The 24,605-nt window shown below is 72.4% G+C and carries 19 protein-coding genes; 9 read left to right on the forward strand and 10 right to left on the reverse strand.

Features of this window, described 5'->3' with window-relative positions; genetic code table 11:
• The first annotated feature begins 5 nt into the window (after nucleotides 1-5).
• The gene (locus ACIBCT_RS25950; protein WP_399192728.1) at nucleotides 6-650 is read left to right on the forward strand and encodes a LuxR C-terminal-related transcriptional regulator; all 645 of its coding nucleotides are present in this window, start codon (nucleotides 6-8) and stop codon (nucleotides 648-650) included.
• 105 nt (nucleotides 651-755) lie between these two features.
• Here ACIBCT_RS25950 and ACIBCT_RS25955 read toward each other — a convergent pair whose 3' ends face one another.
• The 4 genes from ACIBCT_RS25955 to ACIBCT_RS25970 all read right to left on the reverse strand — a co-directional run bounded on the left by ACIBCT_RS25955 (nucleotide 756) and on the right by ACIBCT_RS25970 (nucleotide 4,883).
• The gene (locus ACIBCT_RS25955) at nucleotides 756-1,559 is read right to left on the reverse strand and encodes an ArsR/SmtB family transcription factor (RefSeq protein ID WP_399192730.1); all 804 of its coding nucleotides are present in this window, start codon (nucleotides 1,557-1,559) and stop codon (nucleotides 756-758) included.
• A 124-nt stretch (nucleotides 1,560-1,683) separates the two neighbouring features.
• Nucleotides 1,684-2,013, reverse strand: coding sequence for an STAS domain-containing protein (locus ACIBCT_RS25960; protein ID WP_399192732.1), 330 nt, complete (start codon nucleotides 2,011-2,013; stop codon nucleotides 1,684-1,686).
• Between the two features lie 6 nt (nucleotides 2,014-2,019).
• On the reverse strand, nucleotides 2,020-3,078 hold the full coding sequence (locus ACIBCT_RS25965) for a B12-binding domain-containing protein (RefSeq protein ID WP_399192734.1): 1,059 nt from the start codon (nucleotides 3,076-3,078) through the stop codon (nucleotides 2,020-2,022).
• Nucleotides 3,075-4,883: a PP2C family protein-serine/threonine phosphatase gene (locus tag ACIBCT_RS25970; RefSeq protein ID WP_399192735.1), complete on the reverse strand. Its 1,809-nt coding sequence runs from the start codon at nucleotides 4,881-4,883 to the stop codon at nucleotides 3,075-3,077. Before ACIBCT_RS25970 ends, ACIBCT_RS25965 begins: the two co-directional genes overlap by 4 nt.
• A 381-nt stretch (nucleotides 4,884-5,264) precedes the next feature.
• Here ACIBCT_RS25970 and ACIBCT_RS25975 point away from each other — a divergent pair, with 381 nt between their 5' ends.
• The gene (locus ACIBCT_RS25975) at nucleotides 5,265-6,494 is read left to right on the forward strand and encodes an Ig-like domain-containing protein (protein ID WP_399192737.1); all 1,230 of its coding nucleotides are present in this window, start codon (nucleotides 5,265-5,267) and stop codon (nucleotides 6,492-6,494) included.
• A 74-nt stretch (nucleotides 6,495-6,568) separates the two neighbouring features.
• On the opposite strand, the gene ACIBCT_RS25980 is transcribed toward ACIBCT_RS25975, so the two are convergent.
• A complete protein-coding gene (locus ACIBCT_RS25980; protein WP_399192739.1) occupies nucleotides 6,569-7,531 on the reverse strand; it encodes a radical SAM protein in 963 nt (320 codons plus the stop codon).
• A gap of 146 nt (nucleotides 7,532-7,677) precedes the next feature.
• Between ACIBCT_RS25980 and ACIBCT_RS25985 the strand changes: the two genes are divergently transcribed.
• The 5 genes from ACIBCT_RS25985 to ACIBCT_RS26005 all read left to right on the forward strand — a co-directional run bounded on the left by ACIBCT_RS25985 (nucleotide 7,678) and on the right by ACIBCT_RS26005 (nucleotide 12,822).
• Nucleotides 7,678-8,004 carry a DMT family transporter gene (locus ACIBCT_RS25985; RefSeq protein WP_399192741.1) on the forward strand — a complete coding sequence of 109 codons (327 nt, stop codon included), beginning with the start codon at nucleotides 7,678-7,680 and terminating at the stop codon, nucleotides 8,002-8,004.
• A 117-nt stretch (nucleotides 8,005-8,121) separates the two neighbouring features.
• Complete coding sequence (locus tag ACIBCT_RS25990) at nucleotides 8,122-8,682, forward strand: GNAT family N-acetyltransferase (protein WP_399192743.1); 561 nt, start codon at nucleotides 8,122-8,124, stop codon at nucleotides 8,680-8,682.
• A 70-nt stretch (nucleotides 8,683-8,752) separates the two neighbouring features.
• The gene (locus ACIBCT_RS25995; RefSeq protein ID WP_399192744.1) at nucleotides 8,753-9,112 is read left to right on the forward strand and encodes a DUF952 domain-containing protein; all 360 of its coding nucleotides are present in this window, start codon (nucleotides 8,753-8,755) and stop codon (nucleotides 9,110-9,112) included.
• Nucleotides 9,113-9,179: 67 nt separating this feature from the next.
• A complete protein-coding gene (locus tag ACIBCT_RS26000) occupies nucleotides 9,180-9,443 on the forward strand; it encodes a hypothetical protein (protein ID WP_344907355.1) in 264 nt (87 codons plus the stop codon).
• 979 nt (nucleotides 9,444-10,422) lie between these two features.
• The gene (locus ACIBCT_RS26005) at nucleotides 10,423-12,822 is read left to right on the forward strand and encodes a family 43 glycosylhydrolase (RefSeq protein WP_399192747.1); all 2,400 of its coding nucleotides are present in this window, start codon (nucleotides 10,423-10,425) and stop codon (nucleotides 12,820-12,822) included.
• Between the two features lie 66 nt (nucleotides 12,823-12,888).
• Here ACIBCT_RS26005 and ACIBCT_RS26010 read toward each other — a convergent pair whose 3' ends face one another.
• A complete protein-coding gene (locus ACIBCT_RS26010; protein WP_399192749.1) occupies nucleotides 12,889-15,165 on the reverse strand; it encodes a beta-galactosidase in 2,277 nt (758 codons plus the stop codon).
• 1,478 nt (nucleotides 15,166-16,643) lie between these two features.
• On the opposite strand from ACIBCT_RS26010, the gene ACIBCT_RS26015 reads away from it, so the two are divergent.
• Together ACIBCT_RS26015 and ACIBCT_RS26020 are read left to right on the forward strand one after the other, a co-directional pair.
• The gene (locus tag ACIBCT_RS26015; RefSeq protein ID WP_399192751.1) at nucleotides 16,644-17,774 is read left to right on the forward strand and encodes a tyrosine-type recombinase/integrase; all 1,131 of its coding nucleotides are present in this window, start codon (nucleotides 16,644-16,646) and stop codon (nucleotides 17,772-17,774) included.
• Between the two features lie 180 nt (nucleotides 17,775-17,954).
• Nucleotides 17,955-18,761 (forward strand): MerR family transcriptional regulator, encoded by an 807-nt coding sequence (locus tag ACIBCT_RS26020; protein WP_399192753.1) that lies wholly within the window; start codon nucleotides 17,955-17,957, stop codon nucleotides 18,759-18,761.
• Between the two features lie 69 nt (nucleotides 18,762-18,830).
• Here the strand turns inward: ACIBCT_RS26020 and ACIBCT_RS26025 are convergent, their stop codons facing one another.
• The 4 genes from ACIBCT_RS26025 to purB form a co-directional block, all read right to left on the reverse strand.
• Nucleotides 18,831-20,780: an ABC transporter ATP-binding protein gene (locus ACIBCT_RS26025; RefSeq protein ID WP_399192755.1), complete on the reverse strand. Its 1,950-nt coding sequence runs from the start codon at nucleotides 20,778-20,780 to the stop codon at nucleotides 18,831-18,833.
• A 286-nt stretch (nucleotides 20,781-21,066) separates the two neighbouring features.
• A complete protein-coding gene (locus tag ACIBCT_RS26030) occupies nucleotides 21,067-22,104 on the reverse strand; it encodes a DUF4037 domain-containing protein (protein ID WP_399192757.1) in 1,038 nt (345 codons plus the stop codon).
• A 145-nt stretch (nucleotides 22,105-22,249) separates the two neighbouring features.
• Nucleotides 22,250-23,041, reverse strand: a complete 792-nt coding sequence (locus ACIBCT_RS26035) for a GNAT family N-acetyltransferase (protein ID WP_399192759.1) — start codon at nucleotides 23,039-23,041, stop codon at nucleotides 22,250-22,252.
• Nucleotides 23,042-23,067: 26 nt separating this feature from the next.
• Nucleotides 23,068-24,498, reverse strand: coding sequence for an adenylosuccinate lyase (purB, locus tag ACIBCT_RS26040; RefSeq protein WP_399192761.1), 1,431 nt, complete (start codon nucleotides 24,496-24,498; stop codon nucleotides 23,068-23,070).
• Nucleotides 24,499-24,605 lie beyond the last annotated feature (107 nt).

The following is a 24,605-nucleotide window of genomic DNA, read 5'->3' on the forward strand; positions in this document are numbered from 1 at the left end:
GCCGCATGCGTATCGTGATCGCCGAGGACGCCGTGATGCTCAGGGACGGCCTGTGCCTGCTGCTGACCTCCCGCGGCCACGAGGTGGCCGCGGCCGTGGGGGACGGCGAGGCGCTGCGGGCGGCGGTGGACGAGCACCGCCCCGACCTCGCGGTGATCGACGTGCGCATGCCGCCCACCCACACCGACGAGGGCCTGCGCGCCGCGATCGAGATCCGCCGCGCCCACCCGCGGGTGGGCCTGCTGGTGTTCTCCCAGTACATCGAGACCCACTACGCCGCCCGGCTGCTGGCCGGCGGGGCCCAGGGGGTGGGATACCTGCTGAAGGAACGCGTCGCCGACGTCAAGGACTTCCTGGAGGCCCTGCGGCGGATCGCGGCGGGGGAGACCGTCCTGGACCCGCAGGTCGTCACTCAGATCATGGGCGCCGCGAAACGGGCGGAGGCACTGCGGGACCTCACCCCCAGGGAGCGCGAGGTGCTGTCGCTGATGGCCCAGGGGCGCTCCAACAGCGCGATCGCCGAGGCGTTGTTCCTGTCCTACGGCTCGGTGGAGAAGCACGTGACGCAGATCTTCACCAAGCTCGGCCTGCCCCCGTCCGACAACGACCACCGCCGGGTGCTCGCCGTCCTGCACTACCTGCAGGCCTGAGCACGCCCGGCCCGCCGCCGTGCCCTCGTTCCCGTGCTCTCGTTCCCGTGCCCGAACAAGGCGTGCCCGGCGAAGGCGTGCCCGGCGTGGTCCCGGGGCGCGGGGTCACGCGGGCGCGGTGCCGTGCTCCGGTGACAGGCCCAGCAGGTCCCGCAGGGCCCGCTGCCCGGCCGCGCTGACGGCCAGGGCGCGCTCGGAGCCGATCCGGGTCACCCACCCGCGCTCCAGCGCGGTCGCGCACAGGACCGCTCCGGCGCTGCCGGCCAGGTGCGGGCGGCGTTCGGTCCAGTCCAGGCAGGCCCTGGCCATCGGACGGCGGCCGCCCGCGGGCAGCCGCGCGCCGAGGTCGGTGGCGAACCATTCCAGCCCGGCCCGGCTGAGCGCGAACCCGCCCTCCTGCCACAGCAGCCCGCGCGCGGTGAGCGCGTCGGTGATCGCCACCCCGAGCCGGCCGGCCAGGTGGTCGTAGCAGGTACGCGCCTGCGCCATCGCCCGTGCCGCTCCGGCGGCGCGCAGCGTCCCCGGCCGGGCGGCACCACCCGTACCGCTCCGGCCCCCCGCCCCGTGACCGGACCCGCCGGTACGGCCGGGTTCGCCGGGTTCGCCGGGTTCGGCGGGGCGGCCGGTCGTCAGGGCGCAGGCGGCCAAGTCCTCCACGAGCTGGGCCACCTGCGGCGAGGCCAGGCGCACGTACCGGTGACGCCCCCGGCGCTCCTCGGCCAGCAGCCCGCCGCCGACGAGCCGCGACAGGTGCTCGCTGGCGGTCGAGGCCGCCACCTGCGCGTGCGCGGCCAGCCGGCCGGCGCTCCAGGCCCGCCCGTCCAGCAGGGCCAGGCAGAAACGGGCACGGGTGTCGTCGGCGAGCAGGGCGGCCAGGGCCGCCAGCGGCACCGGGGCGGTGGAGCTCATCGCCCCATCATCGGCCCGCCCCGCCCGGCCCGTTCACCCGCCCCCACCGAACGCCCCGACGGCGCCCGCCCGGCGGGCCTGGACGTCCTCGGCCGGTCGCGGCCGGAGCGCGGGGGAGCGGGCCTCACTCCGGCGGCAGCCGGAAGACCTGGTCCAGGGCCGTCACCCGGAACAGGTGACGCAGGTAGGGCGTCAGCGCGACGATCCGCATGCTCGCCCGGTGCTCACCGGCGCAGTTGTAGACGTTGATCAGCGCCGCCACCCCGGAGGAGTCGACGAAGTCCAACCCTGACAGATCCAGCGCCAGATCGCTCACCTGCCCGGAGAACAACTCCCGCACGAAGGCGAACAGCTCCGGCGCGGTGTCGTAGTCCAGATCACCGGTCAGCACGAGCAGGGTCGTGTCCGGAGGAACGGCACGCACCTCGGTACGGAACGGGGTCTTTTCCAGCATCTGTCGTCAGATCTCCTGATCGGCGCGGGTGAAGCGCGCCACCTCGATCCCCTGGGCCAGCATGCGGCGGGCCCGGGGGAAGTCTCGTAGTTCGTCGTGAAGGACACCCAGTCCCACCCGCAGTGCCTCGGCCGTGACCCCGCGCGCGCCCAGCACCGACCCGGTCCAGCCGACGAAGTCGGTGAACACCGGCGCGTCGTCGACGTACAGCGCCGCGCCCAAAAAGTCGATCAGGTGGCCCAGGTCCTCGGCGGTGGCCTCCAGCTGCTGGGGATCGTAGGCCGCCACCGGCGGGTAGGTGCGGGCCAGGGCCGCCATCGCCCGCTCCAGCAGTTCGGCGCGCCGGCGCCGCAGGTGGGTGTACTCCTCGTCGCCCAGGTGGGCCAGCGCGCCGGGCACCGCCGGCAGCGCGGGCACGCCCTCGCGCTCCAGCCGGTCGGCGGCGGCGTCGGCGGCGGGCGCCCAGGCGTCGGCGCCCAGCAGCCGCGCGTAGCGGCCGTCGCGGCCGAACCCGCCGCCCCCGGCCATCACCGGCACCCCGGCGCTCTGGCAGGCGGTGATCGTGGCGTGCGCGCGGGGCAGGCGGGTGGCCAGCGCGCAGCCCAGCGCGACCACGTCGGGACCGCTCTGGTGCAGATGGGTGATCAGATGCGGGCCCGGCACGTCGGCGCCCAGGAAGTCGACCCGCCAGCCGCGCAGCCGCAGCACCTCGGCCAGCAGGCGGGTGGGCAGCGCGTGGTACTCGCCGTCGGTGCAGGCCACGGTCACGCGCCCGCGGGTGGGCCGGGGGCGCACGTACGTGGCGATCGCGGCGACGGCGCGTTCGCTGACGGCGGTGGCGCCGTGCTCGCGGGCCACCGACCACTCGTTGGCCGCCCACAGCTCCCCGATGCGCCGCTGGGCGGGCGCGATGAGCTCCAGCAGCAGCCGCTCGGGATCGGCCCCCGCCCGCAGCAGGCCCACCACCAGGTCGACGGCGGCGAACTCGTCGGCGCGCCCGACGCACTCGAGGTAGTCCTCACCCGCGCGGGCCAGGCCGGCGCCGGTCAGGGCGGCCGTGCTCATCGCAGGGGCCTGGCGCGCACGGCAAGCAGCGCCCGGTCGTCCTGGACCTCGCCGCCCAGCCAGTCGGTACTGATCTGCTCCAGCCGTTCGACCACCGCCGCCGCGGGCATGCCCGCGCACCCGGCCAGCGCGTTCTTGAGCCGCTGCTCGCCGTACATCTGCCGGCCGGTGGGCCCGCCGAACGCCTCGGTGATCCCGTCGCTGTAGAGCAGGCACAGCTCGCCGGGGGCCAGGTCGATCTCGGCGGGGGTCAGCACCGTGCGGGAGAGCGCGCCGAGCATGGAGCCGCGGGCCGGGCACTCGTGCACGCTGCCGTCGTGGCGCAGGATCAGCGGCGGAGGATGGCCGGCCACCGCCAGGCCGACGCGCAGGTGACCGTCGTCGGCGGCCCGCACCGTGGCCAGCACCAGGGTGACGTAGGGGTTGGGGGTGGGCGAGCCCAGCAGGGAGCGGTTCAGCAGCGGCACCAGCCGTTCGGGGCGCTCCTCGACCAGCAGCAGGCTGCGCAGGCAGTGACGGACCTGCCCGGCCAGCACGGCGGCGCGCGGCCCCTTGCCGCACACGTCGCCCAGGACCACCATCGCCTCGGCCGGTGAGCCCCCGAAACCCTCGAACCCTTCGGAGCCGGCGGGAGCGTCGGGGTCGGTGGGGTCGGTGGGGTCGGTGGTGGCGGTGGTGGCGGGGGAGCCGGGCGCGGGGGGATCGGGCAGGTAGACGTCGTAGAAGTCACCGCCGATGAGACCGGCCTGGCGGGCGGCGCGCAGCGATCCGGCCAGCTCCACCCCGCGCAGGTGCGGCAGCGCGGGGGGCAGCAGGTCGTCGCTGAGGATGGCGTTGGTGGCGCTCTGCTCCTGGTAGAGGGCGGCGGCCGAGATGGCCGCCCCGGCCCGGGCGGCGAACAGCCGCACCAGGGTCTCGGCGTCCTCGTCGAAGGCCGGCCCGTCGGCGCGGCGGGCCAGTACCAGCGCGCCGGCCGGCACCCCGTTGCCCGGCAGCGGCGTGACGATCAGGTGCCCGGCCGGGCCGAACTCCTCCGGCAGCACCCATTCGGGCACCTGGCCGGGGTCCAGCCAGCGGCTGGGCACCGGCGGGAACCCGGCCAGCGCCTCGGTCAGCCCGGGCACCTGCCCGACGGCGTTCAGGGCGACACCGCCCTCCTGCAGGCGCCGGTCGTCGCCGCTCAGGCGCAGCCAGTCGGCCCGGCGGCGCCCGGTGGGCGGCAGCACGACCATCGCGGTGTCGGCCAGGAGGGGAACGGCCAGCTCGATCGCGGTGCGGGCGCAGCGGCGCAGGTTCAGCGAGGCCGACAGCCTGTGCCCGGCCTCGATGAGGAACGCGGTGCGTCCCCGCTCGGCCAGCAGCGCGTCGGTCCTGGCCGACTCGGCGCTGACGTCACGCAGGTACCAGGCCCGGTGGGCGACGCCGAAGCTCTCGCGGCGCACCAGCAGCCGCCGCCCTTCGTGCTCGTGCTCGCGGCTCTCCCCTTCGGCCGCCCGCCCCTCCAGCAGCGCCGCGGCCGGGCCCGGGGACGGCACGTGGCCCGGGACGATCTGCGGTGCCAGCTCGGCCGCGACGGCGTTGCGCATCACGACCACGCCGGAGGCGTCGCACACGACGATCCCCTCGCCGCACTCCTGCACGATGGCGCGCAGCAGCCGCTCGCCCGGCGCGCGCCCGTACGGGGGGTCGGGCTCGGCGCCGTGCTCACCGCAGGGACGTCGCCCGGCGGACGGGCCGGGGACGCCGTCGGCCTGGCCCAGGCCGGTCAGACCGGCCAGGCCGCCGATGGAGGAAGGTCCTGTCATCACCCGGGGCTTTCCGTTCGCGTAGAGGCAGACCAGATTATCTTTTCGCCGCCCGGGGGCGGACCGGCCTGGGCCGGACGGGCGGGGAGCGGCGCTGGGAAGACCCGTGGACACCACCCTGCCCGCCGCCGCGGCGTTGATGCACACCGGCCCCGGCGGGGACGGCGTACCTGGCCGACGGCGGTTTCGGCCCGGTGCCCCCGCCGCCGCCCCGAAGACGGTCCCGGCTGGTCACCGCGGCGTCACGTGACCGGGGTCCGGTGTTTTTCCGGCCTTACGAAGAGACCGAAATGTTACCAAACCGGGCGCAACCATGCTCAGCCACCATGCATCTCCTATTAGTGTTTTAAGCGCACTTTGTTGTAGTGGGGGAGAGAAATTGTGCTGATCGTAGAAAGCCGACACCTCAGGACGCCGCTGGCCGGTCTGGCCCTGGCGACCGCGGCGGTGCTGGCCACCGCCTGCTCCGGGGGGGCCGCTACGAAGGACTCCGGAGCCAGGCCCGGCTCCGGGACCGAGGCGGCACCCGCCGCCTCCAGCACGCCCACACCCGCCGCCCCCGTCATAAAGATCAGCCCCGCCGACGGCGGCAAGAGCGTGCGCCCCAACAAGAAGGTCGTCGTCACCGCCACCGGCGGCGCCCTGGAGGAGGTCGTCGTCAAAAGCGGCGACCAGCCCCTCGACGGCGACTTCGACGCCGAGCGCACCCGCTGGGTCTCCAGCACCCCCATGATCCCCGCCAGCGACTACACCGTCTCGGCACGCGCCGTCGACGGCACCACCGCCACCAGCTCCTTCCGCACCCTCAAACCCGAGCGCGAACTCCAGGTCGCCGACGTGACCCCGGCCGTCAAGGGCGAGAAGGTCGGCGTGGGAGCCCCCATCATCGTCACCTTCAACCAGCAGATCACCGCCAAGGCCGGCAAGGCGGCCGTGGAAAGGGCCCTGGAGGTCACCTCGGAAAAGCCCGCCCAGGGCGCCTGGAGGTGGATCAACGACACCACCGTGATCTACCGCACCGCGAAATTCTGGCAGCCCCACCAGAAGGTGACCTTCACCGCCCGCCTCAAGGGCGTCCAGGGCGGCAAGGACATGTACGGCACCAAGAACACCACCAAGGTCATCCGCATCGGCCCCGCCCAGATCGCCACCATCGACACCCGCAAGCACAAGATGATCGTCAAGCGCGACGGCAAGGTCGTGCAGACCATGCTCATCAGCGCCGGCAACGCCACCACCCGCGAGTACACCACCACCAGCGGCATCCACCTGGCGATGGGCAAGTCCAACCCCGAGCGCATGATCTCCCCGGGCCGCAAGAAGGGCGACCCCGGCTACTACGACCTCATGATCAACCACGCCGTCCGCTTCTCCAACAGCGGCGAGTACGTCCACGCCCTCAACAACGTCTGGGCCCAGGGCCGCCGCAACGTCAGCCACGGATGCATCAACTCCCGCCCCGACCAGGCCCGGTGGTACTACAACCAGGTCCAGCGCGGCGACGTGATCACCATCAAGGGCACCGACCGCGAGATGGAGTGGAACAACGGCTGGGGTTTCTGGCAGATGCCCTTCAAGCAGTGGAAGAAGGGCAGCGCCGTCAGCGGCTGACGCCACCCACCCGGACACGGACCGGACAGACCGCGAGGGGGGGCCGGCCCGCACGGGCCGGCCCCCCCTCGCGGCTACAGAAGACTCATCTGCGCCTGACGCGGCAACGCCAGCGGCAACGGCTGCTCGGGCCGCGCCGGCCCCATCCCGTAACGCGCCGCCAGCTGCAGCACCTGACCGGTCACCGCCCGCACGTACCCCTCCTCGGCGTCGGCCCCACGCCCGTACAGCTCCGCGTACCGCCCCACCAGCGCCGGATGATGCTCACCCAGCCACCCCAGGTACCACTCACGCGCCCCCGGCGGCAGCCGCAGCACGTGCGGCACCAGGCTGACCGCCCCGGCGTCGGCCACCCGCCGCACGGTCGCCGCCAGCTGGTCGGGGGAGTCGGTCAGCAACGGCAGCACCGGCGCCATCGCCACCCCGCACGCCACCCCCCGCTCGTTCAGCTCGGCCACCAGCTCCAGCCGCTTCTGCGGCCCCGGCGCACCCGGCTCCACGCTGCGGCGGATACGGTCGTCGACGAACGCGATCGACACCACCACCCCCGCCCCCGGAGCCGCGGCCAGCAGGTCGGCGTCACGCAGGATCGACCGGCTCTTGGTGTACACCGTGAACGGGGCCCCGGCCTCGCGCAGCGCCGCCAGCACCCCCGGCATCAGCCGGTAGATGTCCTCGGCCCCCTGGTAGCAGTCACCGCCCACACCAACGCTCACGTGCTCGCCGTCCCAGCGCGACCCCAGCTCGGCCCGCAACCGCCGCACGATGTTGGTCCGCACCACGATGCGCGAATCGAAGTCCGCACCCGCGTCCAGCCCCAGGTAGCGGTGCGCCCGCCGCGCCGAACAGTACCGGCACGCATGCGCGCACCCCCGGTACGGACTGACCGCCCAGCCCTGCGGGGTGCTCTCCAGCGCGGTACGCGCCTGCACCTCGTAGCAGGTCAGCGCCCCGTGAACCCTGGTCAGCGCGGAACGCTCGATCCGCGGCCTGACATCAGGCGGCGCGGAGAGCAGGACGGGCGCATCCCATGGCATACGGCTCAGTGGAACACGCTTTCGACACCACTCGCAAGTGGAGCAGGTCGCGGCCCGGATCCGCGCCGCCACCCCCGCGAGGCCGGACCCCCACGACCCCATGAAAAGGTACTGCTCACACTTTTCACCACTCAGGGGGAGACACCATGGCATGGCTGATCCTGGCCGCCGCGATCATCGTCGAGGTCGTGGCGACCACCGCGCTCAAACTCAGCGACGGCTTCTCCCACAAGGGCTGGGCCCTCGTCGTCGTGGCCGGGTACGCCGCCGCCTTCCTGCTCCTGGCCCAGGTACTGAAACTCCACATGGACGTCGGCACCGCCTACGCCGTCTGGGCGGGCGCCGGAACCGCGGCCGTCGCCGCCATCGGCGTGCTCTTCCTCGGCGAGAGCATCAACCTCGCCAAGGCCGCCGGCATCGCCCTGATCATCGGCGGAGTCGTCGTGCTCAACCTCGCCGGCGGCACCCACTGACACCCGCCCCGGCCCCCCGGCCACTGCGACCGCCGCGACCGCCGTGACCCTCCCGAGCCACCGCACCCCCCGGAAATCCGATCGCCTCCGACCACCCCTGACCCCTACCCTGACCCGGTGCTCACCCCCACCTACCCCATCAGGACCGAACGCCTGATCCTGCGCCCCTACACCCCCGACGACCTCGACGCCCTGCACGCCATCCAGCGCCTGCCCGAGGTGACCCGCTACCTGTACTGGGAACCCCGCACCCGCCAGGAGAGCGAGAAGTCCCTGCACACCAAGATGACCCAGACCCGGCTGCTGGAGGAGGGACAGACCCTCACCCTGGCCGCCGAACTGGCCGCCACCGGCGAACTGGTGGGCGACGGCATGCTCCACTGGTACAGCCGCCCGCACCGCGGCGCGGAACTCGGCTACGTCCTGCACCCCGACCACCACGGCCACGGATACGCCACCGAGATCGGCCACGCCCTGCTGGCACTCGGCTTCGACGGCCTGGACCTGCACCGCATCATCGGACGCCTCGACGCGCGCAACCACGCCTCCGCCCGCGTCCTGGAGAAACTCGGCATGCGCCGCGAGGCGCACCTGGTCGACAGCGAGTTCGTCAAGGGGGAGTGGGCCAGCGAACTGGTCTACGCGATCCTGCGCCGCGAATGGCACCCCCGCCACTGAAGGCCCCCGCCCGGCCGGACACGGCCACCCCGGCGACGACGCGACCACACCCGCCGGGCACCATGTGGCGATGACGATCCTGCACCTGGCCCTGGCCCGCGACTGGGAGAGCGCCCGCCCGACGGGGGAGTACCGCATCTCCACCCTCGGCCACACCCTCGACGAGATCGGCTTCATCCACGCCTGCACCGGCCACGAACAGCTACGCGGCGTCGTCGAACGCTTCTACCGCGACGTCACCGACCCCCTCGTCCTGCTCACCATCGACCCGACCGGCCTGGACGTGCGCATGGAGGTCCCCCCGGGCTCCGGCGAGGCCTTCCCGCACCTGTACGGACCACTACCGGTGAGCGCCGTGACCTCCGCCGTCCCCTTCCCCCCGCCCACCACCCCACCCGCTCCCGACGACCCACCCGCCACCGCCCCCTGACCACCCCGCCCCCGATCCGCCGATCCCCGTCTCCCACGCAATGACCATGAAGCGGTACGCTCTGCGCATGTCCAACCCGATCGTCATCCTCCTGCTGACGGCGGTCGTCGTGGCGGTCGCCATCGCTCTGATCGTCTTCGCGGTACGAGCCGCACAACGCCCCCGAAACGCCCTGGTCGGCGGCGGCGTCAGCCCCGAACTCGTCGAGCGCATCCTGGAACTGAAGGCCTCCGACCAGTTCGACCAGGCCGTCTTCCTCGTCCGCGGCGAGACCGGCATGAGCCACCGCGCCGCCGCCCGCTTCGTCAGAAGACTCAAGCCCCTCGCCTGAGACCGCCACCTTGACCGGCAAGGGCTGATCCTCGCCGTACACGACCTCCGCGCGCTCCAGGCCGGCAACCCGGGGGAGCGGCCCCGGACCGGGGACGCGGGACGGGCATCGAGACCACCCCCCGGCCGCCCCCGGGGATCAGGGACCCCGCCTCCGCCACGGGCTCCGCAGGGACGACCGGCCAGGGGAGTGCGGTCACCCGACCGGCACCCGACACCCAGGACGACCGCGGCCCCATCCGCCCGGCCCGGTGCCTGACGCTCCGTTCCGTGGCCATGGGCGCCCGGACGCCACGAACAGGCGCCTCGCCGCCCCGTTCTTCAGGAAACGTTTTCACGGCGCTCTGGGCGACCACCGCGACAAGCGGACACCTCAAGGCCCTGGCCCAGGCCCGCACCGTGGCCGATCCGGCCCGCCCGGCCGACCGAGGGACGCGCGACGCCGCCACGGACGATCATGCGATGCCCGGCCAGGCCAGAGAAACGGCCGGTGGCGACACGAACCCCGGCCATCCCCGGCCATGACACGACCGCCCGCCCCGGCGGGTGAAACGTTCAGGACACTCCCATCGGCCCGGCCGGTCGGCGGCGGCCTTCGCCATGACGCCATGACGGACGTTGACAGCCACTCACCCCATATGGTTAAAACGCTTTAACCATATGGACCCCCTACCGTCACCACGACGAAACAGGTACCGACACACCACACCCTCCACCCGGGGATCACATCCGGCCCGGCCGGAGCACCGGTCGCGGCCCACCCGGCAGGAACCGCCCGCCCGCGAACCATCCCCACCCCGGTGTTCGCCCCCACCCGCACCGGACGACCCGGACCACCACCACCCCCACGGTCCCGCTGAACGCCGGCACCACCACCGTCCGCCTGGAGACCACCGCGGCCGGACCGCCCACCATCGACCACCTCGACGTCAACGGCCGAGCGCACGAAGCGCCGGCGCCACGAAACGAAAGGCGACACCATGATGCGCACCTCGGGCAGGACGTTGAAGCGGGGAGGGGTGGTCGCCGCGGCACTGTTGTTCATGTCGGCGACACCCGGTGGCGTCGCCACCGCGGCCGGCCCCCAGAAGGCCGCGGCCCCCTCCGGCCACGTCTCCGCCACCGCGGCCGCCCCCCGGACGACTCCCTCCGGCCACCTGTCCGGTCACTCCGCCGCGGACTACACCGCCGACTCGTGGACGGCCTTCGCCTCGGCCGCGAACGCGACGGCATCCACGCGACAGGAGGGCAAGGACAGCAAGGACGCGTCCGCACGCGCCCGACTCCACAAGGCCACCGACGGCCTGGTCATGGTCCGCGGCCTGAAGAAACTGGTCGCCGACTACAGCACCCGCTCCGCGAGCAGGTACACCACCGCCTCCTGGGTACCCTTCGCCAAGGCGCTGAACACCGCGGCCGACGTCACCACCGACGCCTCGGCGACCGCCGCACAGGTCGCCGACGCCAAGACGGCACTGGTGACCACCGCCGGAAACCTGACCGCCGCCGACGAGGGGACGTTCCAGACCATCACCAACGACACCTTCTGGAACGACACCGGCGGCAACCCCATCTACTCCCAGGGCGGAGGCGTCTTCAAGTTCGGCGACACCTACTACTGGTACGGCGTGCACTACACGGGCGCCGAGCTCTACCGCGCCAACCCCACCAGGAAGTACGACGGCGACGTCTCGTTCGTCTCGATCCCCGTGTACTCCTCCAAGGACCTGGTGAACTGGAAGTTCGAAAGCCGCGTCGCCACCCGCTCCACCGGCCTCACCGGCGGAGCCACCCTCGGCCAGGCAGGCTGGGTGGGACGCCTGGGCGTCTCCTACAACGAGAACACCGGCAAGTACGTCCTCCTCGTACAGGCCTACCTCCCGTCGATGGGCGGTGACGGAGTCCTGATCCTCCAGGGCGACTCACCCACCGACACCTTCGACTACGCCCACTTCCAGACCCAGATCGTCAACTCTCCCACGACGAGCACCGGAGACCAGACCGTCTTCACCGACGACGACGGCAAGGACTACCTGATCTTCTCCAACCGGCAGGGACGTTCCCGCGCCTTCGTCTCCAAGCTGAGGGAGTCCGACTCGCTGCGGATCGAGCCCGGGGTGCAGATCGGCCAGAACTCCTCCGGCCGCGAGGGCAACGCCATGTTCAAACTCGACGGCACCTACTACCACGCCGCCTCCGACCTGCACGGCTGGAACACCTCCGTCACCCACGTCCTGGAGTCGACCACCGGAAACATCCAGGGCGCCTACACCGGTGAGTACACCCTCCCCGGCACCGAGATGGACTACAGCCACGTGACCCAGACCGGCTTCTTCGTCACCGTCAAGGGCACCAAGCAGAACACGGTCATCTTCGCGGGCGACCGCTGGGCCGACTTCGCCTGGAACGGCATCGGCTACAACCAGTGGATGCCGGTCACCAAGTCCGGCACCCGGCCCCGGTTCCACTCCGTCAGCCAGTGGCAGTTCAACGTCACCACGGGGGAGTGGCGCGTCGGACCCGCCAACAACTACATCCTCAACCCCGGCTTCCAGGCCGACCGCATCATCGTCCCCCAGGTGCAGGGATGGACCAACCTCCGCGAGTCCGGGCCCACCTCGATCGTGACCAACGCCAACGGCGGCGCTAATGGCTCCCGTTTCGCCCTGCAGATCGGCGCCACCCAGTCCTACGCCGGCGGCGTGCGACAGCAGATCACCGTGCCGGCCGGCACCTACCGGCTGTCGCTGTTCGCCAGGACCACCGATTCGCTCAGCACCGCACAGGTGACCGTCACCGACGCCGGCGGCACCTCACGCACCCTCGACATCCCCACCTCCACCGGCTGGACCCGGCGCGAACTCACCGGCATCCCGCTGTCGGCCGGCACCGCCACCGTCACCGTCCGCGCCGCGAGCGGCAACGGACACCTCTTCGTCGACGACCTCGAACTCGTCAAGACCTCCGGCGCCACCCCCTCGGGGCAGCGTTACGAGGTGGAGAGCGCGCCCGCGGTGTGCCAGGGCAGCATCGACTCCAACCAGGCCGGTTTCACCGGCAGCGGGTTCTGCAACGGTGATGCGGCCGTGGGTGCGTATGCGCAGTTCACGGTGAACGCCCCGGCCGCCGGCACCGCCACGATCGGCATCCGCTTCGCCAACGGCGCGAGCAGCGCCACCGCACGACCGGCGAACCTGGTCGTCAACGGCTCCACCGCGGGCACGGTCGCGTTCGCTTCCACCGGAGCCTGGACGACCTGGGCCACCACCACCCTCACGGTCCCGCTGAACGCCGGCACCAACACCGTCCGCCTGGACCCGACCACCACGGCCGGACTGCCCAACATCGACCACCTCGACGTCAACACCTCGGCCGGCTAGCCACGACCGGCCCCCACGGGGCCACGACACCGGCGACGACCGGCGGAAACCGACCCGGAACGCCCGTCATTCCCGCACCACGGGAATGACGGTGCGCGTCACCGGGACCAGCGTGGCCGAGCGCAGCTCCACCAGCCCGCCGGGCCCGACATCCCGGCGGACCCCGGGGGAGAAGTGGACGGGCATCTCCGGCCCCAGCGGCAACAGCCGCAGCTCCAGCCCGTGACGGACGACCTCGTCGCGGAAGCGGCGCAGGCCGATCTCCCACACGGGGCCGTACCAGAACTGGTCGGCCACGAGCCGCCCACCGACATAGGCGCGGCCCACGTCACCGATCCAGTCCAGGCGCAAAAGCAGTTCCTCGTCACCGTCGAAGTCACCGTCGAAGTCACCGTCGAACGCCTCCTCCGCGACGGTGAGGTGATACACGGCGGCGTTGCCGAAGTCCGCGTCCACCGGCGCGGACGCCCGCCCGGTCGCCTCGTCGATCACCGGTGCCCGTGGCGGACCGGCCTCGGCCAGACGGGTGACCTCGACCGGCATCGACGGGCGGCTCCCGCCCCTTTCCAGGGGAACCTCCAGGGCAGGGAAGACCTCAAGGGGGGCGTCACCGTACACGACCAGACGGTCACCGTCGGGCACCACGGGACTGTCGCACACCACCAGCCGGTCCCGGCCCGCCACGCGCGCCCGGACCGCCGCCAGCGCCGACTCCTCGTCGAGGACCAGGACGCGCGTGCTCGTCCCGTCCGGCGCGGTGATCCGCAGCAGGCAGTCCAGGCCGGGAACGAGGGCCGATGCGACGACGTCGTCACCGAGGCGGCTCACCGTCGCGGGGCCGTCGACGCAGGTGACCGTCGCCGCGTCCAGCACCAGCTCGACCGGCAGCCCCGCCGTCTGCGTCAGCACCAGCACCGGCTCCGGGCCGTCCAGGACGCAGACCACCTGCGCGCTGGCCCAGCGCAGCACAGCACCGCCGAGGGGCCGGTTCAGCGGCCACGCGAAGTAACCGCCGCAGGGAATCGACACCGGTCGCGACGGCACGAGCAGCTCCCGGCCGCCGATCGTGATCGCGAACCGGACGTCGTCGTGCGCGGGCAGCGTCTCGATCGGCTGATGGTTGTTGACGAACAGGAAACCCGATTCACCGTCGGAGCGCACCGCCCAGCGCAGTGACGCGCGGTCGGCGGTGTCGGACGGCGCGTCGTCCGGCATGACCAGGCTCATCGTCGCCAGGGCGGCCCCGTCGGTGGCCAGCCACAAATGCTGCAGGCGCAGGTGCCGGTAGGAGTCGCGAAACTGGCCGTACTCACCCAGGGGAGCCTGGAAGTCGTAGTTCACCACCGGGCAGTCGTTGGGATAGCCCGTGGCGTGCGACTCCTGCAGCGTCGACAGCTCACCGATCTTCTGCGAGGCACCGTGATAGAGGTAATACCCCTGCCAGCACGAACCGCTGCCCAGCTTCACCAGGGCGAGCGCCGCCAGATCACGGGCCGCGACGATCGCGCGCCGGTGGTAGGAGATGTACATGCCGCCACCCAGCTCACAGGTGGCGAACGGGTAGTCGGCCAGGTGTTCCTCCCCTCCGGGCGCCGCAGCGGACCGGCCCGTGGCCGCGCCCGGAACGGTACCCGTCTCACGCAGGTCCGCCCCGATGGAGTCGTCGTCCCGGCCGGGCCCGAAGAAGTAGTGCGCCCGGCTCTGGTCGGGCCATCCGTCGTGCGCGTCGTCCCACGCCGCCTCCGGGTAACCACCGAAGACGGGCAGCACCTCACCGGGCGGCAGCCGGGCGTGCCCCCATCCGGTCGCCGTCCACACCGGAGCGTCGATGCCGCACTCCCGGGCGAGCCGCTTGATCGTCAGGAGATGACCGGGCCGGTCGTACAGCTCGTTCTCCACCTGGACCGCGACGACCGGCCCGCCGCCGGCGCGGGTGAGCCCCCGAAGCTGAGCACCGATCTGCTCGAACCAAGGACGGACCAGGGCCAGATAACGCGGGTCGTCGGTACGCGGCTCGCACCCGGCCGCCATCAACCAGTCCGGGAAACCGCCGTAGCGGGACTCACCGTGCCCCCAGGGCCCGATACGCATCACCACGTCGAGCCCCACCTGTGCGCACAGCTCGACGAACCGGCGCAGATCACGGTCGCCGCTCCAGAGATAACGGCCACGCACCTCCTCGTGGATGTTCCAGAAGACGTACGCGGCGACGACGCCCACCCCGCCGGCCCGCATCTTCAGCAACTCCTCCCGCCACTCGGCGGCGGGGTAGCGGCTGAAGTGGTACTCGCCCATGACCGGCAGCCAGGGAACCCCGCCCCTGCTCAGGTGACGAGAGTTCACCGTGACGGCATCCGGCCGGCCGGGCTCGTCGCCCATCGCCAGATGTCCCGTACGAGGTGGCCCGAAGTGTTCCGGAACGCTGAGTCGCAGCACTGCCCCTGTCCTCTCCCTTGTCCTGTTCCTGCCGGGCACCATGAAAGACGACGCACACGCCCGAGCACGAGTCCGCCGCCGGCTAAGCGTCCCGTCGATGAGATCACCGACCGGGGGAGCGGTCCACCTCGGATCCACAGCGGCTCACCGGTCGCGAGGAGCCTCGGCGGTGCCGAGCGCTCACCGGCGACATGGGGGAGAGGCCACCCGGGCGCCGACCCTGGGGACGATGACGACGGCCGTCATCGAACGATCAGGAAAATCCACTCAAATACATAAGAAATAGGACAAATCCTTCAATCGGGTGAATCGCTCGAGACGACCGCGATCATCGACCGGCTCGCACCGAGCAGGTCACTCGAGGCGAAGAACGGCCGGCGCGACCTCGCACCTCTTGATCGTTTCGGACGCTCCGGAGATTGTGGATCTTGACCGGTGAAACGACCGAGCGGGGCGATCATCCCCGGACGCCGGAAGGGGCCCTGAGCGCCACGGCACGCCCGGGGGGAGTCCGGGCGAGAAGAGGACCGCACCTCGCCTCACCTTCCCGCGACACGAAGCGTTCGGCGGGCAGAAGTATGCACGTCACGCCAGGTGGCCCCTACCAGCACAGAACAGCTTTAACCATACAGAAGGGTAATTCTGTATGGTATAAGATTACCTTCCCAGAGCTACTTCATCACCGTTCTGCACGCGGCGCATCGAACGACACACCACCGCCCCGTCGCGCACACGACCCACGACAAACCTCCGCGGCCACCGACGAACGACCCCCGCCCGGTCGATGCCCGGCGAACACGCTCCGGGCCTGCTCGGTCACCGGCTCAGGCGCGTCGCCCCCGATCGGGCCTTCACGACGGCCCTGCCGGTGCCAGGGTCCTTACCGAGCACCTACGGGAACATCTGTGCCCGGTCATCGCCTCGGACGGATCACCGGAGCCGCTTGCCGGATCCGTCGACAGGATCGCCCCGCCGAAGGCGAACCTGAGACCATCGCCTGCACCAACACCTTCTGTCCGATATATACGCATATGTCCCCATAACCTCTGAGAGGCGCGCGTACGGGACATCCGGCGGCCTGTCCCGATGCCCCCGTCCCGTTTCCCCGAGCGTCCACCACTCCCCCGGGCCCGTCCGTGGTGATGATCGACATCGGGTCGATCCGCCGGTGTGTTCCATGCGATGGTGGCGGGCATGAGCCTGCCCCCCACCGGTTCCGGTCGCGGTGACGAGGGGTCCGTGCCGCGCGCGACCTGTCCGCGACGGGTGGATGGGCGGGCGGCAGGGGGCATAGGAACGGGTGATCGGGTTAGCGTGGGGTGGCCGGGGTCGTCGCGGCCCGACGGGTGTGGTCCGGATGCAGGAGAAGAGGTGTCGCGAAAGCCATGCGGCCGGCTGATCTGAATCGTCTCAGTGTGGGTGAGTGCGCCGATCGGTATGTGGAGCTGGTGCGGGCCAGGACGCTGACGGGGGCGTTGTCGGCGTCGACGGCGGAGGTGTACGGGCGTGATGTGGCGACGTTCGTGCAGTTGGTGGGTGAGGACGTCGTCCTGGACGATCTGACGGGTGAGGACGTGGACGCGGTGTTGCTGGCGTTCGCGCGTAAGCCCGACGGGCGCAGGCGGCCGGGGCCGACGGAGAACGGGGGGGACGGGGCGGGAGCCGGGGCGCCGGCCGGTGCGTCGGGGGTGTCGGGGGCGTTGCAGTCGGCCTCGTCGCAGGCGCGGTTCCGGCGGTCGGTGTCGGCGTTGTTCAAGCACGCGGTGCTGGTGGGGTGGGTTCAGGTCAATCCGATGGCGATGGCGACGGTGACGGCCAAGGAGCGCGGGGGGTTGCGTCCGCAGCGGCGAGCGTTGACGCGGGAGCAGGCGCAGGGGTTGATCGGTGCGGCGCGTGAGCTGGGTGAGACGGGGGCCGGCGGTGGTGGCGGGCCGGCTCCGGCCGATGCCGAGGGCGGTGGTGAGGGCGCGGGGCGGGGGCGGCGTCGTGACCAGCGTACCGAGTTGCGTGACGGGTTGATCGTGTTGATGTTGTCGACGATGGGTCCGCGGGTGTCGGAGCTGGTGCGGGCGAACGTGGAGGACTTCTACACCAATGACGGGGTGAGGTACTGGCGTATCTTCGGCAAGGGGGGCAAGACGCGGGACGTGCCGTTGCCCGGTGACGTGGCGGCGGCGCTGGAGGCGTATCTGGCGCGGGGGCGGATGGCGTCGCCGGAGAAGGCGTTGTTGCTGTCGTGGCGGGGCAGGCGGCTGGCGCGGGGTGATGTGCAGGCGGTGATCGACCGGGTGCAGCGGGGGGTGGAGGCCGATCGGCGCCGGTCGGTGACGCCGCACGGGTTGCGGCACACCACGGCCACGCATCTGCTGGCGGACGCGGTGGACATGGACGCGGTGCGCCGGGTGCTGGGGCACAGTGATCTGGCGACACTGGGGCGTTACCGTGACGAGCTGCCCGGGGAGCTGGAGGTGGCGATGCGGTCGCATCCGTTGCTGCGGGGTCCGGGCAAGGGCTGAGGGGGTCCGTCGTGCTCCTCTCCCCCGCCTTGGCCGGATCGGCCCGTCGTGGGCGGTGGCCGTGGAAGGTCGTCCGTGCCCGTCGTTCGTGCCGGTGGGAGGCCGGTGGGAGGCCGGTGCCCGTGGGAGGCGTCCGTGGCGGGTTGACCCTGACGTAACGTGAGGGTGCACGCTGACGGGATGAGGCCGGGAAACACCATGGAGCAGGCGGTGGAGTACGCGGTCGGGCAGGTGGCCCGTATCGCCTCGGTGAGCGTGCGCACGCTGCACCACTACGACGAGATCGGCCTGGTGTGCCCGTCGCGGCGTACGGCGGCGGGGTATCGCCGTTACACCGAGGAGGATCTGCGGCGTCTGCAGCATGTGCTGTTCTACCGTGAGCTCGGCTTCGCCCTGGAGGAGATCACGGTGATCCTCGATGATCCCGCCACTGACGCGCGGGCTCATCTGCGTCGTCAGCACGAGCTTCTCAGCCGTCGTATCGAGCGGTTGCAGACGATGGCGGCCGCGGTCCAGCATGCTCTGGAGGCCGACATGCTGGACATCTCTTTGACGCCCCAGGAGCGGTTCGAGGTGTTCGGGGACTTCGATCCCGCCGAGCACGAGGCCGAGGCGCGTGAGCGCTGGGGTGAGGGTGAGGCCTGGCGGCAGTCGCGTCGCAGGGTGGCCGCGATGACCCGGCAGGACTGGGCGCGTTTCACCGGCGAGGCCGGCCGGACGGTGGAGGACTTCGCCGCCGCGTACCGGGCCGGTCTGCCGGCCGGTGGGCCGCGGGCGATGGAGCTGGCCGAGCGGCATCGTGAGCACATCACCCGCTGGTGTTACGACTGCTCGTACGAGATCCATCGTGCCCTGGGCGACCTGTACGTCGGGGACGCGCGGTTCGCGGCGCACTACGAGGCGGTGGCGGCGGGGCTGAGCCGTTACATCCGTGAGGCGCTGCACGCCAACGCCGACCGTGCCGAGGGTCTCCTGCCGCCCTCATGACACTCCCCCGTCTCCCCCGCCCGGTGCGGGAGAGACGGGGAGGACGGGAGGGAGAGGGGGCCGGGAGGGTCAGCGGGAGGCCGTGACCCCGCCGGTGAGCTCCCCCGCCCCAGCCCCTGCTGTCGTCACCGTCGTGGCCGTGGTGCCGTGTGCGGTGCCGTGCGGCTCGAACTGGGTGCGGTACAGCTGGGCGTAGCGGCCCTCGGCGGCCAGGAGGTCGTCGTGGGTGCCGCGTTCGACGATGCGCCCGTCCTCGACCACCAGGATCAGGTCGGCCGCGCGGACGGTGGACAGCCGGTGGGCGATGACCAGGGCGGTGCGCCCGGCAAGGGCCTCCCCCAGGGCCTCCTGGACGGCCGCCTCGGAGGTGGAGTCCAGGTGGGCGGTGGCCTCGTCCAGGACCACCAGGCGGGGGCGGGCCAGCAGCAGGCGGGCGATGGTCAGGCGCTGGCGTTCGCCTCCGGACAGGCGGTAGCCGCGTTCGCCGACGACGGTGTCCAGGCCGTCGGGCAGGGAGGCGACCAGGTCGGCCAGGCGGGCGCGGCGCAGCACGTCCCACAGTTGTCCGGTGGTGGCCTGGGGGCGGGCCAGCAGCAGGTTGGCGCGGATGGAGTCGTGGAACAGGTGGCCGTCCTGGGTGACCATGCCCAGGGCCTGCTGGACGGAGGAGGCCGACAGTTCGCGTACGTCCACGCCGGACAGGCGTACGCTGCCGCTGTCGGCGTCGTACAGGCGTGCCGTCAGTTGCGCGATGGTGGACTTGCCGGCTCCGGAGGAGCCCACCAGGGCGATCATCTGCCCGGCCTCGGCGCGGAAGGACACCTCGTGCAGTACCTGGGTGCCGCCGCGGGAGTCGAGGGTGGCGACCTCTTCGAGGGAGGCGAGGGAGACCTTGTCGGCCGAGGGGTAGGCGAAGCCGACGCGGTCGAACTCCAGGCTGACGCCGCCCTCGGGGACGGCGCGCGCGTCCGGCCGGTCGACGATGAGGGGCTTGAGGTCGAGGATCTCGAAGACGCGCTCGAAGCTGACCAGGGCGCTCATCACCTCCACGCGGGCTCCGGCCAGGGCGGTGAGCGGCGCGTACAGGCGGGTCAGCAGCAGGGCCATGGCCACCACCGCGCCGGCCTCCAGGCGGCCGCCGAGGGCCAGGACGCCGCCCAGGCCGTAGACGAGGGCCAGGGCGAGGGCGGAGACGAGGGTGAGGGCGGTGACGAACACCGACTGCACCATGGCGGTGCGCACGCCGATGTCGCGTACCTTGCGGGCGCGTTCGAAGAACTCGGCCGATTCCTGGGCGGGGCGGCCGAACAGTTTGACCAGGGTGGCGCCGGGGGCGGAGAAGCGTTCGGTCATCTGGGTGCTCATGGCGGCGTTGTGGTCGGCCGCCTCGCGTTCCATGCGGGCCAGGCGGGCGCCGACGCGTCGTGCGGGCAGGACGAACACCGGGAGCAGGACCAGGGCCAGCAGGGTGACCTGCCAGGAGATGCCGAGCATGACGACCAGGGTCAGGGTGAGGGTGACGAGGTTGCCGGCGACTCCGGAGAGGGTGTCGCTGAAGGCTCGCTGGGCGCCGATGACGTCGTTGTTGAGGCGGCTGACGAGGGCTCCGGTGCGGGTGCGGGTGAAGAAGGCGATCGGCATGCGCTGGACGTGGTCGAAGACGGTGCCGCGCAGCTGCAGGATGAGTCCTTCGCCGATCCTGGCCGACAGCCAGCGGGTGGTCAGGCCCAGTGCGGCCTCGGCCAGGGCGATGACCGCGATCAGTGCGGCCAGGCCGGTCACCACGCCGTCGGCGGCGCCGGTGACGATGGCGTTTATCACGCGTCCGGCCAGCAGTGGTGTGGCCACGGCGAGCACGGCCGATACCACGCTGAGCAGCAGGAACCAGACGAGCAGGGCGCGGTGCGGGCGGGCGAAGGCGGCGATGCGCCGCAGGGTGGCCATGGAGAAGGGGCGCCGGTCGCGCTGGGCGTTCATGGCGTTGTACAGCGAGTGCCAGGCGGTCATTTCCATGCTCATCGCGACACCATCACATCTTCCGTGTTCTCGGCGGGGTCCGCCGGGTGGGGGGTGGGGGGTGGGCCGGTGGTGGCCGTCCGCGTGCTCGTCCCGGTGACGGGTGGTGCGGGCGGGGCCGTGACACGACCATAGAACCTCAAGATAACTTCAGGTCAAGGACGAGGGGCGCCCCTGCCGGCGCCGGGCGTCGCTCCCCCGCCGGGACGCTCCCCCGCCGGGACGCTCCCCGTCGGGAACCCGGCCTCCCCCGTCGGGGATCCGGCCTCGCAAGAGGGGAAGCGTCGTCTCACAGGTCCAGGACGGCGCGGGTGGCCGCCCGGCAGCGGCGCGGGTCGGTCAGCAGGTCGGTGCTGTGCGCGAACTGGTCGATCGAGCCCACCCGGGGCAGTGCCCGCACCCGGGTGTCGGTGATGGCCCGGTGCAGCGCCTCGGCGAAGCGCCCGGCGTCCAGCACCGGGAAGGGCCGCCGGTGGTAGTCGCGCAGCCCGTCGTCCAGCGCCGCAGCCCTGCCCATCCGGTTGTGCAACGCCGCCGCCCGCCGGTAGACCACCCCCAGGTGCCGGTGCCGCTCACGCCACGCACCGGCCGCCACCCCTGCCGACACCGCCGCCGCCAGCTCCTCGGACACCTCGGCGGCGCCCGACACGCGGCCGAAGGCACTGCCCAGCCACTTGGCGTACGGCGGGTAGCGGCGCCGCATCAGCAGCCACAGGCACATCAGGTCGCGGGCCAGCTCCGCGGTGACCAGCGCCGACCCCAGCTCGTCGCCCACCTCCCCGCACCGGCCGGGAAAGGCCTCCTGCTGGGCCAGGCGCCGCCACTGCCCGGCCAGCACGTAGCGTTCCAGGTCCGGCGGGTACCAGCGCAGCGCGGCCCGGGCCGGTTCCAGCACGTTCAGGCCGTCGTGGAAGACCTCCCCGCTGGTGACCTCGGCCAGGCGCTGCCAGGGGGTCGACAGCCAGTCCAGCACGCCCACCCCGGCCAGCGGGTCGAAGCCCAGGCGTTCGGTGAACCAGGTGGACGCCCGGCTCACCTGCACCCCGTGTGAGCCGCTCTCCCCCAGCTCGGTGCGGTAACCGCAGAAGACCTCCGGCAGGCCCTCGTCCAGGACGCGCCGTACCCGCCCTGTCTCCTGCGGGGTGACGAACAGCACCACCCGCGGTCCCCAGTCGTGATCGGTGGAGCGTTCGGTGTCGAAGGCCAGCACCTCCGATCCGGCACCGATCAGCGCGGCGCTGTGCGGCACCCCGGCCACCAGGGGCCGTACGGCCTGGAGGTAGAACGTACGTGAGAGCTCCAGGCCAGGTATGAAACTGGACATCATTTCGCCCACTCTGCCTGCCGGGGCGGCGTCTCGCACGTGGTTTTCCCGCCCGTACGCCCCCCGCCCGGCCCCTGCCCTTGCGCGCCCCGCGGGGGTGCTCGCCGGGAGCGGCGTGCGGGTGCGGGCGGGTCGGTGCGGGGCCGGTTCAGGGCTGCTCGGCGGAGGCGGCCGCGAGGGGGCGGCCGCGCAGCCCGAGCCGCTCGTACACGGCGATCGCGGCGTGGTTGTCGGTGTCGACCATCAGGGCTGCGCGGCCGTGCGCGGCCACCAGCTCACCCAGCGCGAAGCGGCACACCGCCTCCCCCAGGCCGCGGCCGCGCCAGGCCACGGCGGTGGCCACCCCGGCGACGAAGCCGACCTGGGGGCTGGACCAGGCGTCGGCGGCCACCGCGACCAGCCCGCCCTCCGTGCCCTCTGTCGTGCCCTCTGTGCCCTCTGTGCCTTCCGCACCGGCAGGGTGGCACACCCCGGCCCAGCGGCGTATCCCCGTCAGGCCCGGTACCGCCCAGGAGGAGGGAGCCGCGCACGCCAGCAGCGCGGCGACCTCCCCGTCGCGGGCCGGCGGCAGCCACCCCGCCCGCGCACCGCCGGCCCGCGCGGCGTGCCGGCCCGCGGGGGGCGGCGGGGGCCGGTGGGTGTCCATCCACTCGAACGAGCCCGCGATCCGCAGCCGCGGCCAGCCGGCCACGACCTCCTCCACCAGGGCGCGTGAGCCCACCATCCGGTAGGAGGGGCCCAGCTCGGCCAGGGCGTGCTCCACCAGTGCCCGCACCTGCCCGGCCGGGCCGCGCACGGTGATGCGGTCGCGGCGGTTGAGGTCGGCGCAGGTGACCGCGACCGCCTCCCCCAGCGCCCAGGCGCGCACGCCGGGCCGTAGCCCCTGCGCCCCCCACATCACGAGCGAGTCGTCGTCACAGGCCGCCGCGAGCTCGGTCACGTCCCGCAGCGCGACGGGCCCACCGTTCAGAGGATCGCCCCGGGCCGGTAGGCGACCGCCCGCGGGTGGCGGCCGGTGATCTCCCCGATCCGTGCCACGACCGCCTCCACCTGGGAGGAGGCGGCGCCGGTGAAGGAGACCCGGTCGGCCAGCAGCGCCCGCAGCGCGGCCTCGTCGAGCGGGAAACGCTCGTCGGCGGCCAGCCGGGCCAGCAGCTCGTTGCCCGCGCCGTCCTCGCGCATCGCCAGCGCCGAGGCCACCGCGTGCTCCTTGATGAGCTCGTGGGCGCTCTCGCGGCCCACCCCGGCCCGTACCGCGGCCATCAGCATCTTCGTCGTCGCCAGGAACGGCAGGTAGCGCTCCAGCTCGGCCGAGACGACCGCGGGGAAGGCGCCGAACTCCTCCAGCACGGTCAGCATCGTCTCCACCAGCCCGTCGAAGGCGAAGAACGCGTCCGGCAGCGCCACCCGGCGCACCACCGAGCAGGAGACGTCGCCCTCGTTCCACTGGTCGCCGGCCAGTTCCCCGGCCATGGACGCGTACCCGCGCAGCACCACGGCCAGGCCGTTGACGCGTTCGCAGGAGCGGGTGTTCATCTTGTGCGGCATGGCCGACGATCCGACCTGGCCGGGGGCGAACCCCTCGGTGACCAGCTCGTGCCCGGCCATCAGGCGGATCGTCCTCGCCAGTGACGACGGCGCGGCGGCCAGCTGCACCAGCGCGCTGAGCACCTCGTAGTCCAGCGAGCGCGGGTAGACCTGCCCGACGCTGGTCAGCCGGTGGGCGAAGCCCAGGTGATCGGCGACCTCGTCCTCCAGGCGTGCCAGGGCCTCCTCGTCGCCGCCGAGCAGGTCCAGCATGTCCTGGGCGGTGCCGACCGGGCCCTTGACGCCGCGCAGCGGGTAGCGGCCGATCAGCTCCTCCAGGCGGGTGAAGCCGGTCAGCAGCTCGTCGGCGGCCGAGGCGAAGCGCTTGCCCAGCGTCGTGGCCTGGGCGGCCACGTTGTGCGAGCGCCCGGCCATCACCAGCTGCGAGTGCTCGGCGGCCAGGCGCGCCAGGCGGTCCAGCAGCGCCACGCACCGGTCGCGCACCAGCAGCAGGCTGTCGCGGATCTGCAGCTGCTCGACGTTCTCGGTCAGGTCGCGGGAGGTCATGCCCTTGTGGACGTGCTCGTGCCCGGCCAGGGCGTTGAACTCCTCGATGCGGGCCTTGACGTCGTGGCGGGTGACGCGCTCGCGGGCGGCGATGGACTCCAGGTCCACCTGGTCGAGGACCTTCTCGTAGTCGGCGATCGCCTGCTCGGGCACCGCCACCCCCAGGCGTGCCTGCGCGGCCAGCACGGCCAGCCACAGGCGCCGTTCGGCCACCACCTTGTACTCCGCCGACCACAGGCGGGTCAGCTCCGCGGAGGCGTAGCGGGAGGCCAGGACATTGGGGACACGCGGCTTGGCAGTCACGTTGCGTCAGTATATTCGGCCCCGCGCGCCCGCCCGGCGCAGGGGCCGCCGCCACGTGCGGACAAAGACCGGGGGGAGATCAGGGGAACGGCGAGAGCCGCGGGGGC

This window comes from Streptosporangium sp. NPDC050855 (genome assembly GCF_044456585.1).
Classification (GTDB): domain Bacteria; phylum Actinomycetota; class Actinomycetes; order Streptosporangiales; family Streptosporangiaceae; genus Streptosporangium; species Streptosporangium longisporum.